This window comes from uncultured Roseovarius sp. (assembly GCF_947489715.1).
In the GTDB taxonomy this organism is placed as follows: domain Bacteria; phylum Pseudomonadota; class Alphaproteobacteria; order Rhodobacterales; family Rhodobacteraceae; genus Roseovarius.
Genome location: NZ_CANLER010000012.1, coordinates 83,400 through 97,777 on the forward strand (window position 1 = coordinate 83,400; position 14,378 = coordinate 97,777).

Annotated in this window: 16 protein-coding genes; 10 read left to right on the plus strand and 6 right to left on the minus strand. The window is 56.9% G+C overall.

The annotated features are described in order from the left end of the window. Positions 1-61 precede the first annotated feature (61 nt). Complete coding sequence (locus Q1B27_RS22195) at positions 62-667, plus strand: TonB-dependent receptor (protein WP_299851415.1); 606 nt, start codon at positions 62-64, stop codon at positions 665-667. Between the two features lie 189 nt (positions 668-856). On the opposite strand, the gene Q1B27_RS22200 is transcribed toward Q1B27_RS22195, so the two are convergent. The 5 genes from Q1B27_RS22200 to Q1B27_RS22220 all read right to left on the minus strand — a co-directional run bounded on the left by Q1B27_RS22200 (position 857) and on the right by Q1B27_RS22220 (position 5,066). Then, positions 857-1,243 (minus strand): GNAT family N-acetyltransferase, encoded by a 387-nt coding sequence (locus Q1B27_RS22200; RefSeq protein ID WP_299851418.1) that lies wholly within the window; start codon positions 1,241-1,243, stop codon positions 857-859. A gap of 291 nt (positions 1,244-1,534) precedes the next feature. Continuing rightward, positions 1,535-2,287, minus strand: coding sequence for an ABC transporter ATP-binding protein (locus Q1B27_RS22205; protein WP_299851421.1), 753 nt, complete (start codon positions 2,285-2,287; stop codon positions 1,535-1,537). After that, on the minus strand, positions 2,284-3,228 hold the full coding sequence (locus tag Q1B27_RS22210) for an iron chelate uptake ABC transporter family permease subunit (protein ID WP_299851424.1): 945 nt from the start codon (positions 3,226-3,228) through the stop codon (positions 2,284-2,286). The genes Q1B27_RS22205 and Q1B27_RS22210 overlap by 4 nt, the downstream gene beginning before the upstream one ends. Further along, a complete protein-coding gene (locus Q1B27_RS22215; protein WP_299851427.1) occupies positions 3,218-4,171 on the minus strand; it encodes an iron chelate uptake ABC transporter family permease subunit in 954 nt (317 codons plus the stop codon). The genes Q1B27_RS22210 and Q1B27_RS22215 overlap by 11 nt, the downstream gene beginning before the upstream one ends. Before the next feature lie 4 nt (positions 4,172-4,175). Next, positions 4,176-5,066, minus strand: coding sequence for a siderophore ABC transporter substrate-binding protein (locus tag Q1B27_RS22220; RefSeq protein WP_299851430.1), 891 nt, complete (start codon positions 5,064-5,066; stop codon positions 4,176-4,178). Between the two features lie 128 nt (positions 5,067-5,194). Here Q1B27_RS22220 and Q1B27_RS22225 point away from each other — a divergent pair, with 128 nt between their 5' ends. The 3 genes from Q1B27_RS22225 (at position 5,195) to Q1B27_RS22235 (ending at position 6,511) form a co-directional block, all read left to right on the plus strand. Further along, a complete protein-coding gene (locus tag Q1B27_RS22225; protein ID WP_299851433.1) occupies positions 5,195-5,491 on the plus strand; it encodes a DUF2218 domain-containing protein in 297 nt (98 codons plus the stop codon). Positions 5,492-5,951: 460 nt separating this feature from the next. Continuing rightward, a complete protein-coding gene (locus Q1B27_RS22230; protein ID WP_299851435.1) occupies positions 5,952-6,206 on the plus strand; it encodes a hypothetical protein in 255 nt (84 codons plus the stop codon). Then, positions 6,206-6,511, plus strand: a complete 306-nt coding sequence (locus tag Q1B27_RS22235; protein ID WP_299851438.1) for a hypothetical protein — start codon at positions 6,206-6,208, stop codon at positions 6,509-6,511. The genes Q1B27_RS22230 and Q1B27_RS22235 overlap by 1 nt, the downstream gene beginning before the upstream one ends. Here the strand turns inward: Q1B27_RS22235 and Q1B27_RS22240 are convergent. After that, positions 6,503-7,069: a cupin domain-containing protein gene (locus tag Q1B27_RS22240; RefSeq protein ID WP_299851440.1), complete on the minus strand. Its 567-nt coding sequence runs from the start codon at positions 7,067-7,069 to the stop codon at positions 6,503-6,505. The genes Q1B27_RS22235 and Q1B27_RS22240 overlap by 9 nt on opposite strands. 144 nt (positions 7,070-7,213) lie before the next feature. Between Q1B27_RS22240 and Q1B27_RS22245 the strand changes: the two genes are divergently transcribed. The 6 genes from Q1B27_RS22245 (at position 7,214) to Q1B27_RS22270 (ending at position 14,265) form a co-directional block, all read left to right on the plus strand. Then, entirely contained in the window at positions 7,214-8,536 is a 1,323-nt protein-coding gene (locus Q1B27_RS22245) for an aspartate aminotransferase family protein (protein WP_299851443.1), read from the plus strand. A gap of 31 nt (positions 8,537-8,567) precedes the next feature. After that, complete coding sequence (locus Q1B27_RS22250; protein WP_299851446.1) at positions 8,568-10,079, plus strand: CoA-acylating methylmalonate-semialdehyde dehydrogenase; 1,512 nt, start codon at positions 8,568-8,570, stop codon at positions 10,077-10,079. Positions 10,080-10,104: 25 nt separating this feature from the next. After that, entirely contained in the window at positions 10,105-11,220 is a 1,116-nt protein-coding gene (ald, locus tag Q1B27_RS22255) for an alanine dehydrogenase (RefSeq protein ID WP_299851449.1), read from the plus strand. Positions 11,221-11,288: 68 nt separating this feature from the next. After that, positions 11,289-12,296, plus strand: a complete 1,008-nt coding sequence (gene dctP / locus Q1B27_RS22260; RefSeq protein ID WP_299851452.1) for a TRAP transporter substrate-binding protein DctP — start codon at positions 11,289-11,291, stop codon at positions 12,294-12,296. A 65-nt stretch (positions 12,297-12,361) separates the two neighbouring features. Beyond that, positions 12,362-12,976 carry a TRAP transporter small permease gene (locus tag Q1B27_RS22265; RefSeq protein WP_299851469.1) on the plus strand — a complete coding sequence of 205 codons (615 nt, stop codon included), beginning with the start codon at positions 12,362-12,364 and terminating at the stop codon, positions 12,974-12,976. After that, the gene (locus Q1B27_RS22270) at positions 12,973-14,265 is read left to right on the plus strand and encodes a TRAP transporter large permease (protein ID WP_299851472.1); all 1,293 of its coding nucleotides are present in this window, start codon (positions 12,973-12,975) and stop codon (positions 14,263-14,265) included. The genes Q1B27_RS22265 and Q1B27_RS22270 overlap by 4 nt, the downstream gene beginning before the upstream one ends. Positions 14,266-14,378 lie beyond the last annotated feature (113 nt).

Below are 14,378 nucleotides of genomic sequence, written 5' to 3' on the forward strand. Positions count from 1 at the left end.
TTATCCTCACCGACAGCCTGACCCTGAACGCAGGGTAGCCCGCAGCTGGGGCGGATACGAGTTGGGCGAGGCAGCTTTGGTCAATTTCGGCACGCCCTGGACCTATGCAGGTTTCACCGACTCGCATTCGGATTCGGGCCGGATCGGCCTGCGGTTTGAACGTGGCCCGTGGCAAATGAGCGGTGCCTATTTTGAGACATACGTCAATGATATCAATGCTGTGCTGCCAAGCAACGGCAACCGAGGTGCGCTGTCCGATCTGGAATCAAAGGGCTGGGATACCTCTGTTGCCTACAACTGGGCCAGCGGGTTTGTACGGCTGAATTACACGCGGGCTGACGTAAAGCTGAACAATGCTACGATCGGGTCGACCGCTTATTATCTGAGCCGTCCTTTGGGTGACATCCTGACACTTGAGAGTGCTTGGCAGATTGACGATCAATGGGGTCTGGGCAGCAGTGCCGAGGTGGCGTTTGACAAAAATGACGCGGCCTTGTCCTTGCCGGGCTATGAGGTGGTGAACCTCTATGCCACTTACAGGCCCCGTACGATGGAGAATCTGGAGCTACGGCTGGATGCGCGCAATATCTTTGACAAGACCTATGCTAGCCGCAGTTCGGACGGGATTGATTCCGTCAGGGTGATACCGCTGAACGAACCAGGCTGATCGCTCAGCCTAACCGCGAACCTGAAGTTATAAAGCCTCGGCCAGCAGGGGCAGGATTCCTCGCTGTTTTTTGCAGGCTAGCGCTGGCTGAAAGTAGAGAGATGTCATCTTCTTGATGGGCGCGCTCGACGGTTCGCGACCCTCACAACGCGGTCATTATGTCGAATGTGGCAAGTCCACCGTTGGGGGTCAATCTACTGGAGACCCTAAGACGAATGCCTCTAGCCCTGCATCATCAAACCTGAAGTACACTTTTTCGTCGATTCGACTGGCGCCCAAATCATCGTAAAAAGCGAGCGCCCTGGCGTTGTCGGTTTCTGCGGTCCAATCGAAGCGTCGACATCCCATGCTGAGCGCCAGACTGGCAATGTGAACCATGAATTGTCGCCCCAATCCACCGCCACGAACTCTTCGAGAGATAAAAAGGTCTTTCATGAACAGCGTTCCACTTTCGTTAAGAGCAGGATGTAAAGTGCTGATGGTGGCAAACCCGACGGCCACGCCCGCTTTCCAGGCGAGAATGGCACGGCAACCGGATCGGCCACTGATCATGGCATGCGATGATGCTGACGTCATGTCCTCAGCCCCCCTCGACGGACCCCCAGTAATGGCGGTTCGCTTTGAGCATCAATCCTGCGAGTGTCTTCTGGTCATGTACTTGGGCAAACCGGAACTCGAGCTTTGTAGTGTCCATGGGCGCAATCCACTCAATCAATACAATGCAGAAATGGTCTTGCCTGAGATCTAAAGATGACATGTGGGCAAATGCAACCTGGGTGTGCGCGCTCTTGCAAAAATTCGGCGCATTGGCTGTCTGGTGAACCGGTTCAGAACGTGACGCCTCTTTTTCGATCCGAGCGCTGCCTGTCACACCTCAATAAGCGGTCGACCGTTGACGATATGCACCTCTGCCTGCGTGCTGAAGACATGCTGCAACATCCCCGCATCGACAATCTTAGCAGGGGCGCCGCAGCGACCGATGCGTCCGTCTTTCATCGTGACAATCCGGTCCGCGTAAGAGCAGGCGTAGTTGATGTCGTGCAGCACGATCACCACCGTGCGGCCGCGCGTCTCGGCCAGTCGACGCAACAGTTGCATCAGGCTGCGCGATGTGGAGATATCAAGATTGTTCAGCGGCTCATCCAGCAGCATATACTCTGTATCCTGCGCATAGGTCATTGCCAGCAGGGCGCGCTGTTTCTGACCGCCGGACAAGGTGTCGAGCGGGCGGGAATGCAGCTCGTCCAGTTCGAAAAGTACGATGGCCTCGTCGGTTTTCTGGCGATCTACCTTAGTCGGGTGGCCCTTGTGATAGGGGTAGCGGCCAAACCCGATCAACTCGGCCACGCTGAGACGCGGAGCAATCTCGGGCACTTGCGGGAGGATCGACAAGCGCTTGGCCAGCGTGTTGGAGGCAGAAGTGCCTACTTCCAGCTCATCCACCATGATCTGACCTGTCTGGTGCGGGGTCAGCCGGGCGATGGCCGACAGCAACGTGGATTTTCCCGCGCCATTGGGACCGATGAGAGCGGTGATCTGACCTTTGGGAATCTGCAGCGAGATGTCGTGCAAGATGTCTTTGCCGGCGATGCGGTGGGTGAGGTTGGACACTGTAATCACGTGCGCGCCCTTTTCAGAATGAGGAAGAGGAAGAGAATGCCGCCAAAGCTATCGATCACCACGGCCAGCGGGGTGGACAGAGCAAGCCCGTGTTCCAGAAGAGTTTGCCCGCCGATCAGCGCGATGGCTGAGATCAGTGCGGCACTGGGCAGCAGGATGGCATGATGGGCGGTGGGCGTGATGACATGGGTCAGGCTGGTCACCAGCAGGCCAAGAAATGCAACGGGTCCGACAAAGGCGGTCGAGACCGAGACCAGCACCGCGATCAGAAGCAGGATCTGCACCGTATCGCGGCGCGGGTCTTCGCCCAGGTTGATCGCGGCCTCGCGCCCCAGGGCAAGTACATCCAGACGGTGACGCATCCGCCAGACCAAGGCCAGCGTGATCAAGACCAGCACCGCACTGATCCCCAGCAGATCGGTCTCGATCCGGCTGAACCGAGCGTAAGAGGAGGTCTGGATCACGCTGTATTCATTGGGGTCAATCATGCGCATCACAAAGCTGTTCACGGCGCGGAACAGCACCCCCAGGATGATGCCCGTCAGGATCATGCGCACAATGTCTTCCTTGCGGTGCAGCAACAGCGTTCCAAAGAGCAGCATTGAAGCGGCCACCATGATCGCAAGCGAGAGGAAGAACTGCACCATCGGGGGCAGGGTGCCATAGCTTTGAGCACCAATGGCGAACACAGACAGAGTTACAATCAACACATAAAGTGCATCAAACCCCATTATCGACGGAGTCAGGATGCGGTTGCGCGCCACGGTCTGGAACAGCAAGGTCGAGGTGGATACCGCGACGGCCACCAGCAGCAAAGCGGCTAGTTTTGTACCGCGAAACGGCAGGACAAAGTCCCAGCTACCACGGGTGCCCAGTGTCATGTGAAACACCATGCAAACTGCCATGAGCCCGGTCATTATGACGAGGCGCTTACCCGGCATAGCGCGCGGGCCGATACAGAAGCCAGATAAACAGCACAGCGCCGACCACGCCGAGAACCACCCCGACAGGGATCTCAAACGGATAGCGCACCACCCGCCCCAGAATATCAGCGGCCAACACCAACCCGGCCCCCATCATGGCAACAACCGGCAAGGTGTGGCGCAGGTTATCACCATAAAGCCGCGATACGATATTGGGTACGATCAGCCCGACAAAAGGGAGCATTCCCACGGTCACCACCGTCATCGCCGTGACCAGCGAAATCGCCACCAGCCCGATCAGGACCACTTGAGTGTAATTCAGCCCCAGATTGATGCTGGCGGCGCGGCCCATCCCGGCGATGGCAAACTGATCGGCGGCCAGATAGCTGAGTGCTGCGACCAAAGCGGCCAGCCATAGCAGCTCGTAGCGGCCCTGCAGCACTCCCGAAAACTCGCCCGTCAGCCAGATGTCGATGTATTGCAGCAGGTCCGCCTGAAACGCGATGAAGACCATGATCGCACCCAGAATGCCGCCATATACGATCCCCACCAGAGCCACCAGAAATGGTTGAGTCGGGGGCAGGCGGCGGGCCATGGCGATAAACCCGAGGCTGGCGATCAGGGCACTGATCGCGGCGATCCCCATCTGACTCAGCAGGGGGGCGGTCGGAAAGAAAATCGCCGCGATCAGAATGCCAAGCGCGGCACCTTGGCCAGTGCCCACGGTCATCGGCTCTACAAAGCGGTTCTTCATCAGCATTTGCAGGATCTTACCGCAGACGGCCAGCGCAGCGCCAGTGATCAGGATGGCAAAGAGACGCGGCCCGCGGCTGACCACCACCAGTTCCAGCGCGGCGCGATCCCGCCAAAGATCGCCGGGCCGCAAATCAATCACGCCGATAAACAGCGAGGCAATCGAAAGGACGACAAGGCCAAACCCAAGGATAAGGATCGATCGCACCGGGTTACTCGATGGACAAAGCGGCCAGTACATCATCCAGCACCAGGGTCATGGATTGGATGCCGCCGCCTGCGATGTAAACGGCCCCGGCGTTAAGATAAATCACCTTGCCCGATTTCCACGCGGCCGTGTCGTGCACCAAGGCGTTGTCCAATGTCACCTGCGCACGGTCCCCGTCGGCTCCAATGGCCCCCAGCCGGTCTACCACCAGAAGCACATCGGGGTTCGCCTCGCGGATAAACTCAAAACTGATCGCTTCGCCATGGGTGGTTGTTTCCACATCGGCCACGGCCTCTTGCAGGCCCAGCCCGGAGTAGAGCCAGCCAAACCGCCCGGACGCGCCATAGGCGGTGACCTTGGGTCCGTTGGTCATGATTACAAGGGTTTTACCCTGATCTGCTGTGGCGGTGCGGGTGCGGTCCAGTTTGTCCTCAAAGGTCGCGCGCAGGGCGGCGGCCTCAGCCTCTTTGCCAAACAGCGTCCCATAGGCCGTCAGCCGCTCCAGCCCCTGACCAATGGTGTCTTCCCAGATCGTCATGTCGATGGTCGGGGCAAGGTTTGACAGGGTCGGTACGTGTTCCTGCGAGCGACCCCCGGCGATGATCAGATCGGGTTGCAGGGCGTTCACCGCCTCGAAATCCGGCTCGAATAGCGATCCGACAGGCTCGGCCCCCTCGGCGGCCCGATCCAGATGGGGCAGGTAGGTCGGGCTGATCACGCCATCGGGTGTCACTCCAAGTGCGGCCAGAGTGTCCAGAGCGGCCAGATCGAACACGGCAATCTTTTGCGGCGATGCGGGCAGGGTGGTCAGACCGGCATAGGTGTCGATGGTCACCTCCTGCGCGGCAAGGGGCGTTGACAAAAGGGCGAGAGCGAAGGCAAAAACATATTTCATCAGAGCAAAACCTTGGGTTCGGTTGCATGGCTGGTGAAACTGGCTTTGCAGAGTGATTTGACGCTTGAATATTGTGAAAAAACCCAAAAGTATAGCCGAAGTTAGAGGGTTTATGAGGGGCTTGGCGAATGACGTCTTTGATCGGCTATATTGAGACCCCGAACGCTTCGAAATACCTTCAGCAATTGTGCAAGCATTTTGGTCATAAGATCGACGTAGAATATGACGCACATCGCGGCACGGCAGCGTTTGTGTTTGGTGAGGCCATCATGACCGCTGATGAGATAGGCCTGACCGTGCGTTTTGAGCTGGAGGATGTGCGTGCGGAGGAGCCAGCGCGCCATGTGATTGACAGACACCTGGAAACCTTCGCGTTTCGCGAGAAGATCACGGCAATGACCTGGCAGAGTGTGGCCACCGCCTGATCTATTCAGGTCTTTAGTTACGGGTGTATGCAAAGATTGGTCAGCCGCGGTCCAGGCCAGTTGCCGGTGTCACTTTCATTTAGGCAAAAGGTACGACCTCAACCTAGATTGAGGTCAAGCGCGAACGCTGGCAAACCTTACATCGGTGCATCATGCAGCATCAGTTGCTATGGGCTCAGAGTGGAAGCCCATAGCATATCGAATTAAGGTCGGCTCCCACTGAATTCTAGCGTTTTACCCAACACACTGTCCCGCATCTACGATATTCCCATAGGGATTGTGCCAGTCTTGCGGCGGGGCTAAAGGCCTGGCTTTTTGCCCCGTCGCCAGACAATTTTCTATGAGCCGCGTTTCACCACTGACCTGAACAAAAAGAAGCTCAGCCGAAGCGGGACCAGTTGGTCCTTCCCGCAAAGGAGACGTCAGGTGCAGTCGGGTAGGGGTGTGGAGCCCGTCATTTGTGTTTGCGCTTGTGCCTAAGAAACTGGCCGCCAAGGGGGCTCATCTGCGCTACGGTTACAACCATTGTGAATCCGGTCGCTGGCTGGGTCCGGATCAACAGGTGACCGAGGAAGACCATTTGATCTGGATGGGTGCCAATGACATAACCAATCTACTTGCGCGTGCGCCGCAAGGCTTTCAACGTGCGAACGGTGGTTCGACTATCAAGTTCTCCGTGTCCACCCTCGACGCAAAAGACTATCTAGAAGCGTGATGCGGATTTCCGAGGTTGCCTTAAGAACAGACAACAGTGCGTTACCGGAGAACATGGTTCGCGGCCCAGAGCCGCCGTCCAGCAACCATCCTGAACGCTGCGATGCAGCCCATCGAAGGAGACATTCGCTGCGCCTGCACAATCAGGAGATTGGCGAATTCAAACAGTGCGGACGAAGCGAAAATCCGCTGCGTTTTCCCAAATGGCTGCTTTCGGCTTTTAGCTTAGAAACGGAAAGCAGTATGAATTTACGCATTATCTTACAATTTGTGCTTGGCGTTAAAAGCGTATGTGCGTCAGAATGAAGATGGGGTGCATGCGCTGATTACTTTACAGGCTTTATCGCCGGCATTGCGAAACCGGTGCGGCAAAATGCTCGAAAAATAGTAGGCGTCTCCAGGCCGCAAAATCCGGGAATTGCCATCAACCGTAACCTCCAGTCGGCCTTCTATAACAACAGCGCATTCTTCGCCTTCATGTGACAGGGCGGTCCTTCCGGACTCGGCGCCGACGGCATATTCTTCGATTAGCATTTGCAGTTTTCGATTACGACGTTCACCCGCGACAAGAAGATAGGATATTCCATGAGAGCCAAGGTCGCGCATGTCTTCGTGCGGGAAATAGAAATTGTCGTCATCCTTAAGCTCAAAGCTGAAGAAAAAACCGAGATTGATATCGACGCCAGCCAGGATTTTTTTGAGTAACGCCACCGAAGGCTGCGTGGACCCGCTTTCGATTTGCGAAATCGTACCACTTCCGACACCTGCTTTTTTCGCCATCTCGCGTTGACTGATTCCCTTAGAGGTTCGAATCAAACGAAGGCGCCGAGCCACCTCCAAGTCTGACGTCTGTGAATCGCTCATCGTGATTTCCTGCTTTCGATCGAAAGCACCTTGGATCATCCATGACCGTTTTTCAATAACTTATCGATTTCCATAAAACTGACTGCACGCGCGTTTCGATATCTGCAACACTCTGGCAGGAAACGAAAAACCAGATCGCGAGGAATGGACGTGCTCGACAATCCCAACACAATGACATCATTCTGGATGCCGTTCACGGCCAACCGTGATTTCCTTCGCGAGCCCCGGATGATCCATTCGGCCGAAGGTATGTACTACACTAGCTCTGATGGCCGGAAGATCATGGATGGCACCGCAGGGCTGTGGTGCGTGAATGCAGGACATCGTGATCCGCTGATAGTAGAAGCGCTGCAGCGACAGGTCGAAGAGCTTGACTATGCGCCGAACTTCCAGTTCTCGCATCCGCAGGCGTTTGAACTGTCGGCCCGCCTGACGGGCATGATGCCCGACGGCATGAACCATGCGTTTTTCACCAACTCCGGGTCGGAATCCGTCGATAGCGCGCTGAAGATTGCCCTGCACTATCACCGGGCACGGGGCGATGCATCGCGGACCCGGCTTATTGGTCGTGAACGCGGCTACCACGGTACGGGTTTCGGCGGCATATCTGTGGGCGGGATCGTGAAGAACAGGATGTATTTCGGCTCGCTTCTGACCGGCGTCGATCACTTGCCACACACGCACGATCTGGGTCGCAACGCGTTTTCCCGCGGCTGCCCCGCGCATGGGGCGGAGCTAGCCGATGATCTGGAACGGATCGTTGCCCTGCATGATGCCTCGACCATCGCCGCGGTGATTGTCGAACCGATGGCCGGGTCCACCGGCGTGTTGCTACCGCCCAAAGGCTATCTGAAACGCCTGCGCGAAATCTGTGATCGGCACGGCATCCTTCTGATCTTCGACGAGGTCATAACCGCTTTTGGCCGGTTGGGTGCAGCCACGGCATCGGACTATTTCGAAGTGACGCCAGACATTATAACCACGGCCAAGGGTCTGACCAACGGGATCATCCCGATGGGCGCGGTCATTGTCAGCGACGAAATCTACAACTCGGCCATGGAAAACGCGGACGGACCCATCGAGCTTTTCCACGGCTATACCTATTCGGCCAACCCGATGGCCTGCGCGGCGGCATTGGCGGCGCTTGACAGCTACCAGCAAAACGATCTCTTCCAGCGCGCTGCGCTGCTGTCGCAGCCTTGGGAAGATCAGTTACACGCGCTGAAAGCTCTGCCGAATGTCATCGACATTCGCAATCTCGGGCTTATCGGTGCGGTTGAGCTTGCGCCACGCGATGGTGTGCCCGGTACGCGCGCCTTTGACGCCATGAAACGTGCTTGGGATGCCGGGATCATGATCCGGATCACCGGCGATATCATCGCCCTCTCGCCGCCCCTGATCATTACCGAGCCGGAGATAGCCACTCTGTGCCAGACACTTGGTGACGTTCTGAGCGACTTACCGTGACCCCCACCCCCTAATCCAGAGGACCGACATCATGAAAGATGCGACCCCGATCGAAAAGATCGGCCACTATATCTGTGGCCAAATGAAACGCCCCGATGGCGAAAGAACGCAGGCCGTTTTCAACCCCGCGAAGGGTGAGCAGACGGGTGAGGTTTCGCTTGCGACGGTGGAAACGGTGGCCGATGCGGTCGCGGCGGCAAAGGCGGCATTCTCCGCCTGGTCGAACAAGCCACCGATCCGTCGTGCACGGATAATGAACAACTTCCTGGGTCTGGTCCGCGAGCACAAGGACGATCTGGCCCGTGCTATTACACTGGAGCACGGAAAAGTCTTTACCGACGCGCAGGGCGAAGTCGAGCGTGGCATCGACATCATCGAATTTGCCTGTGGTATCCCGCAACTGCTGAAAGGGGATTATACCGAGCAGGTTTCGACTGGAATGGACAACTGGACAACGCGTCAGGCGCTTGGCGTCGTGGCAGGCATCACGCCCTTCAACTTCCCGGTCATGGTGCCGATGTGGATGTTCCCTGTTGCGATCGCTGCGGGCAACACCTTTATCCTGAAGCCATCGCCCACCGACCCCACCCCGTCGCTTCTCTATGCCGACCTGATGAAACAGGCCGGTTTCCCGGATGGTGTGTTCAACGTCGTCCAGGGTGACAAGGTCGCGGTGGATGCCCTGCTGGAGCATGATGACGTCAAGGCGGTATCTTTCGTCGGATCAACGCCGATCGCCAACTACATCTATGAAACAGGGGCACACCACGGCAAACGCGTTCAGGCCCTTGGCGGCGCCAAAAACCACATGCTGGTCATGCCCGATGCCGACATGGACAAGACCGCTGATGCGTTGATCGGGGCGGCGTTCGGTTCTGCGGGCGAACGCTGCATGGCGATCTCCGTCGCGCTGCTGGTGGGCGATGCCGCCGACAAGCTGATGCCGGTTCTGAAGGAACGTGCCGAGACGCTCAAGGTCAAAAACGGATTGGAGCTGGATGCCGAAATGGGCCCGATCGTTACTGCGGCCGCGCGCGACCGGATCAAGGCCTATATTGACTCCGGCGTCGAAGAAGGCGCGGATCTGTTGGTCGATGGCCGTGATTACACGGTCGCAGATCACGAGAATGGCTATTTCCTGGGTGGCACACTGTTCGACAACGTCACATCGGACATGAAAATCTACCGCGAGGAAATTTTCGGACCAGTTCTATCCTGCGTGCGGGTCGAGAATTTCGCCGAAGGACTTCAGTTGATCAACGACCATGAATTCGGCAATGGCGTGTCGCTGTTTACCCGTGACGGGAACGCCGCACGCGAATTCGGCAAGCAGGTTCAGGTGGGCATGGTCGGGGTCAACGTCCCTATCCCGGTGCCCATGGCCTGGCACGGGTTCGGCGGCTGGAAGAAGAGCCTATTCGGCGACATGCATGCCTATGGCGAAGAAGGCGTGCGGTTCTACACCAAGCAGAAATCCATCATGCAGCGCTGGCCTGAAAGCATCGATGCGGGCGCTGAATTCGTGATGCCGACAGCAAAATAACCCCTCAAAACAAGGAAGAACGCAAATGTTCATTGGTGTTCCCAAAGAAATCAAGAACCACGAATACCGGGTGGGGCTGACCCCTGAAAGTGTGGCCGAACTGATATCGAACGGACATAAGGCTGTCGTCGAAACCGGTGCCGGTCTCGGTATCGGCGCAGATGACGAGGCTTATGTCGCGGCGGGTGCCGAGATTGCTGCAAGCGCCGCTGATGTCTTTGCCAATGCCGAGATGATCGTCAAGGTCAAGGAGCCGCAGGCAGTCGAACGGGCGATGCTACAGGAAGGTCAGCTGCTTTACACCTATCTGCACCTTGCACCCGACCCCGAACAAACCAAGGATCTGGTGGATTCTGGCGCTGTTTGCATCGCCTATGAAACGGTGACAGACGTTGCGGGCGGTTTGCCGCTGCTGAAACCGATGAGCCAGGTTGCCGGGCGCATGTCGGTGCAGGCTGGCGCCGCCGCTCTTGAGAAAGCGCATGGCGGGCGTGGTGTGCTGTTGGGCGGTGTGCCCGGTGTGAAACCCGGCAAAGTGGTTGTTATCGGCGGCGGGGTCGTCGGCTTCAATGCGGCGCAGATGGCCGTCGGGTTGCACGCGGATGTCACGATCCTGGATCGCAACCCTACCGCGCTGGAACGCCTGGAAAACCATTTCGAATCCTCGGCGAAAGTTGTCTATTCGACCCAGTCCGCCTTGGAAGATGAAGTGACGAATGCCGATCTGGTGATCGGCGCAGTCCTGATCCCCGGCGCGGCGGCCCCGAAACTGGTATCGCGTGACTTGATCGCAAAGATGCAACCCGGCGCTGTGGTCGTGGACGTGGCCATCGACCAGGGTGGGTGTTTTGCAACGTCCAAAGCCACCACTCACGCGGACCCCACCTACATGGTCGATGACGTCGTGCATTACTGCGTCGCCAACATGCCCGGCGCGGTGGCCCGAACTTCGACCTATGCGCTCAACAACGTGACACTACCGCATGCTCTGGCGCTTGCGAACAACGGCTGGAAGGACGCTGTGTCGCGCAACCACCACCTGCTGAACGGCCTGAACGTCGCGTACGGCAAGGTCACTTACAAGGCCGTCGCGGATGACCTCGGCTATGCCTTTGAGGACCCCAGAAATTTGCTGAACTAAGCAAATCACCGCCCGTCACCGCATGTCGCGGGGCGGGCGTCTTTCATCAACAAGGAGGAGAAAACTCGATGAGTTTCAACAAGTTTACAAAAGGTCTGGCAGTGGGTGCGCTGAGCGCCCTGATGTCGACGGCTGCATTTGCAGAAGACATAACGCTGCGCTTTGCCGGTGTGTTTCCGATCGACCACCAGGGCACAAAGATGATGCAGCAGGTCGCCGAGGATGTTGCAGCGGCTGGTGTCGGCCTGAAGGTTGATGTCTTCCCGGCCAACCAGCTCGGCTCGGGCGAGGCGCTGTTCGAAGATGTAGCGCGGGGTAATATCGACCTAGCAGCGGCCTTTATCTACGCCGATACCGATCCGCGTCTGGAGTTCCTGTCGATGCCGTTCCTTCTGGGCGGTTGGGACGACATGGACAACATCATGCGCAACATGGATTCCGAGTTTAACAAGATCCTGCAAGAGATCACCGACGAATACGGCGTCCGCGTGATGGCGCAGAACCCGGAAGGGTTCATCGGCATCGTCGCCTCGCAGGAGCCGACGAACTGGAACACATTCGATGACAAGGGCATGAATATTCGCGTCTGGTCGTCGAGCGTCGTGAAATCCATGGTCGAAGAGCTGGGTTTCCAGGCCACGACAATGGCATGGGGCGACATTTTCCCGGCACTGCAGGCGGGTATCGTTGATGGCGCGATCTGTTGCACAAAGACGGCAACCTACTCGATCTTTGCCAAATCCGACGTTGGCACGCATTTCGTCGAATATAACTCAATCTCGGAGCTGACCACGTTCTATGCGTCGCAACGTACGCTGGACAAGCTGAACGACGAACAACGCGAGGCCCTTCAGACGGCGATGTCGAAAGCCTCCGGCGACTTCTTCAACTACAACCGTGAAAACGACGAAGTGTTTGGCCAGAAGCTGCTCGATAGTGGCTACACAATCCTCAGCCTAAGCGCCGAAGAGCAGGCCGCGATGGCTGCGCACGTTCAAGAGACGGTTTGGCCATCTATGGCGAAAAGTGTTGGTCAGGACATCATCGACCGCCTGCTGGCCGCCAAGGAACAATAAAACAGGAAAAGGGTCGGCATACCAGCCGGCCCTTTTTGCTCTGTCGTTACAAAGGGAGGGAAAAGATGTCTAAATTAGAAGACGAACGGCCGGAGGCCGTGGAAAGTGACAACATAGAAAGTCCGAAAAAAGTAACCGACGAACTGCCCATTCTGATCGGATACCCGATGAAAGTTATCGCGTTCGTCTGCCGGCAGATCGTGATGTTTTCCGGCTTCTTGATGGCGTTCACATTTGGGGCCGTCGTTGTGATCAGATACGGCTTTGGCGGTGACCTTTTTGCCTACGAAGAATGGCTTTTGGGTATCAGTATCGTGGGCTTTTTCGCTGGTGCGGTTCTGGCATCAGCACGCAATTTGCACATCAACGCCGATATTCTTGGCATCGTGATCCAGGACCCAAAGAAGATCTGGTGGCGCGGTTTGATCGTGCTGGTAATCGAGCTACTGGTAATCCTGTTTCTATTATATGCGTGCTACGTCTCGCTGCTTGACGACTTCTCATTCCCACGCCTGCGATCGACACCGGTGTTGCGTATTCCGTTCGTCACATGGCGGATTGGGATCATGTGCGCTTTTGGCTTCATGGCGATGTTCACCGCCGCATATCTCTACGTTCATATCCGCAAGGGGCTAGGCCTCCCTCTCAAATCAGACATCGTTAAGGAGGTCGCAAAATGATCATTACAGGTAGCCTTCTAATCGTGTGCGCGATGCTGCTACTCGGTGTCAGCGTCTATGTGGCATTCGGCTCGGTTCTGATCTTCATCGCCTTGGTCGGGGACCAATCCATCACGGGCTACTTGCCGACCGGTTCCACTGGCATCCGCTCGCTGGTGCTCCTGGCGATCCCGCTATTCATGATTGCAGGTGGCATTATGGAAAAAGGTAAGATCGCCGCGCCTCTTGTGTCGCTTGCGGAAATGTTCATCGGCCATATCAAGGGCGGTCTTAGCGCTGCGGGTGTTCTGGCCTGTGGGGTCTTTGGGTCCATTTCCGGTAGTGCCAATGCGACGCTGACCTGCATCGGTGGCATCATGATGCCGCATCTGAAAAAGGCCAACTATCCGGGTGGTCAATCGGCGGCGCTGATCGTCGCGGCGAGCCCTCTGGGTCTGCTGATCCCGCCCAGTTCGTCGCACATCCTTTATGGCTGGGTCGCGCAGCAGCATGTGCTGAAGTGCTTTCTGTCGACGGTATTTCCGGCGATCATCCTGATCACTTTGCTGATCATCACCAACCAGTTCATGCTGCGGAAATATGACAACATTAATCTGACAGAGCGTCCCAAACCGTTCCTGCCAACTTTTGGTGTGCAGGCGCGTCTGGCGGGGCCTGCTTTGATGATGCCTCTGATCATTCTGGGCGGTATCTACGGTGGGATCATGACCCCGACCGAAGCGGCCGGCATTGCTGTTGTCTACTCAATCCCGATTGCGATCTACTTCTACCGTGGCCTGACCTGGAAAACCCTGGCTCAGACCATCCAAAACTCCGGCGTCACGATCGGAGTGGTGATGGTGATGATCTTCATGGTTTTGATCGTGTCGGACAACCTGATCTCGCAAGGTGCGCCGCAATTGGCCAAGGACCTCGTTTATTCCGTGTCGGACAACCCGATTGTGATCCTTTTGATGATCAACGTCGTGATGATCCTGATCGGCATGCTGATGGACGATATCTCGGGCCTGCTTCTGGCAACGCCGATCCTGCTGCCCATTGCGCAAAGCACTGGCATGGACCCAATCCATTTTGCAGCGGTTATTGGTGTCAATCTGGGTATGGCGAATATTACCCCACCCACAGCACCATTGCTCTATCTTGGTGCTCAGGTCTGTGATGAACCGGTTTCACGCATGCTCTGGCCGACCCTGATTTTCATTGTGTTTGCCTGGCTTCCGACGCTGATGCTTACGACCTTTGTACCAGAACTGGCCCTTTTCCTGCCGGATCTTCTGCTCGGGAAGTAACGGCTGGAAAGTCCGAAAATACCAGGCACGCATCCCAGGCAAAGAATTGGGGTGTGTGCAGTCTCCCACCAAGTTGCGGATAGAGCGAGGCAATGCAAATCGGAAACAAGACT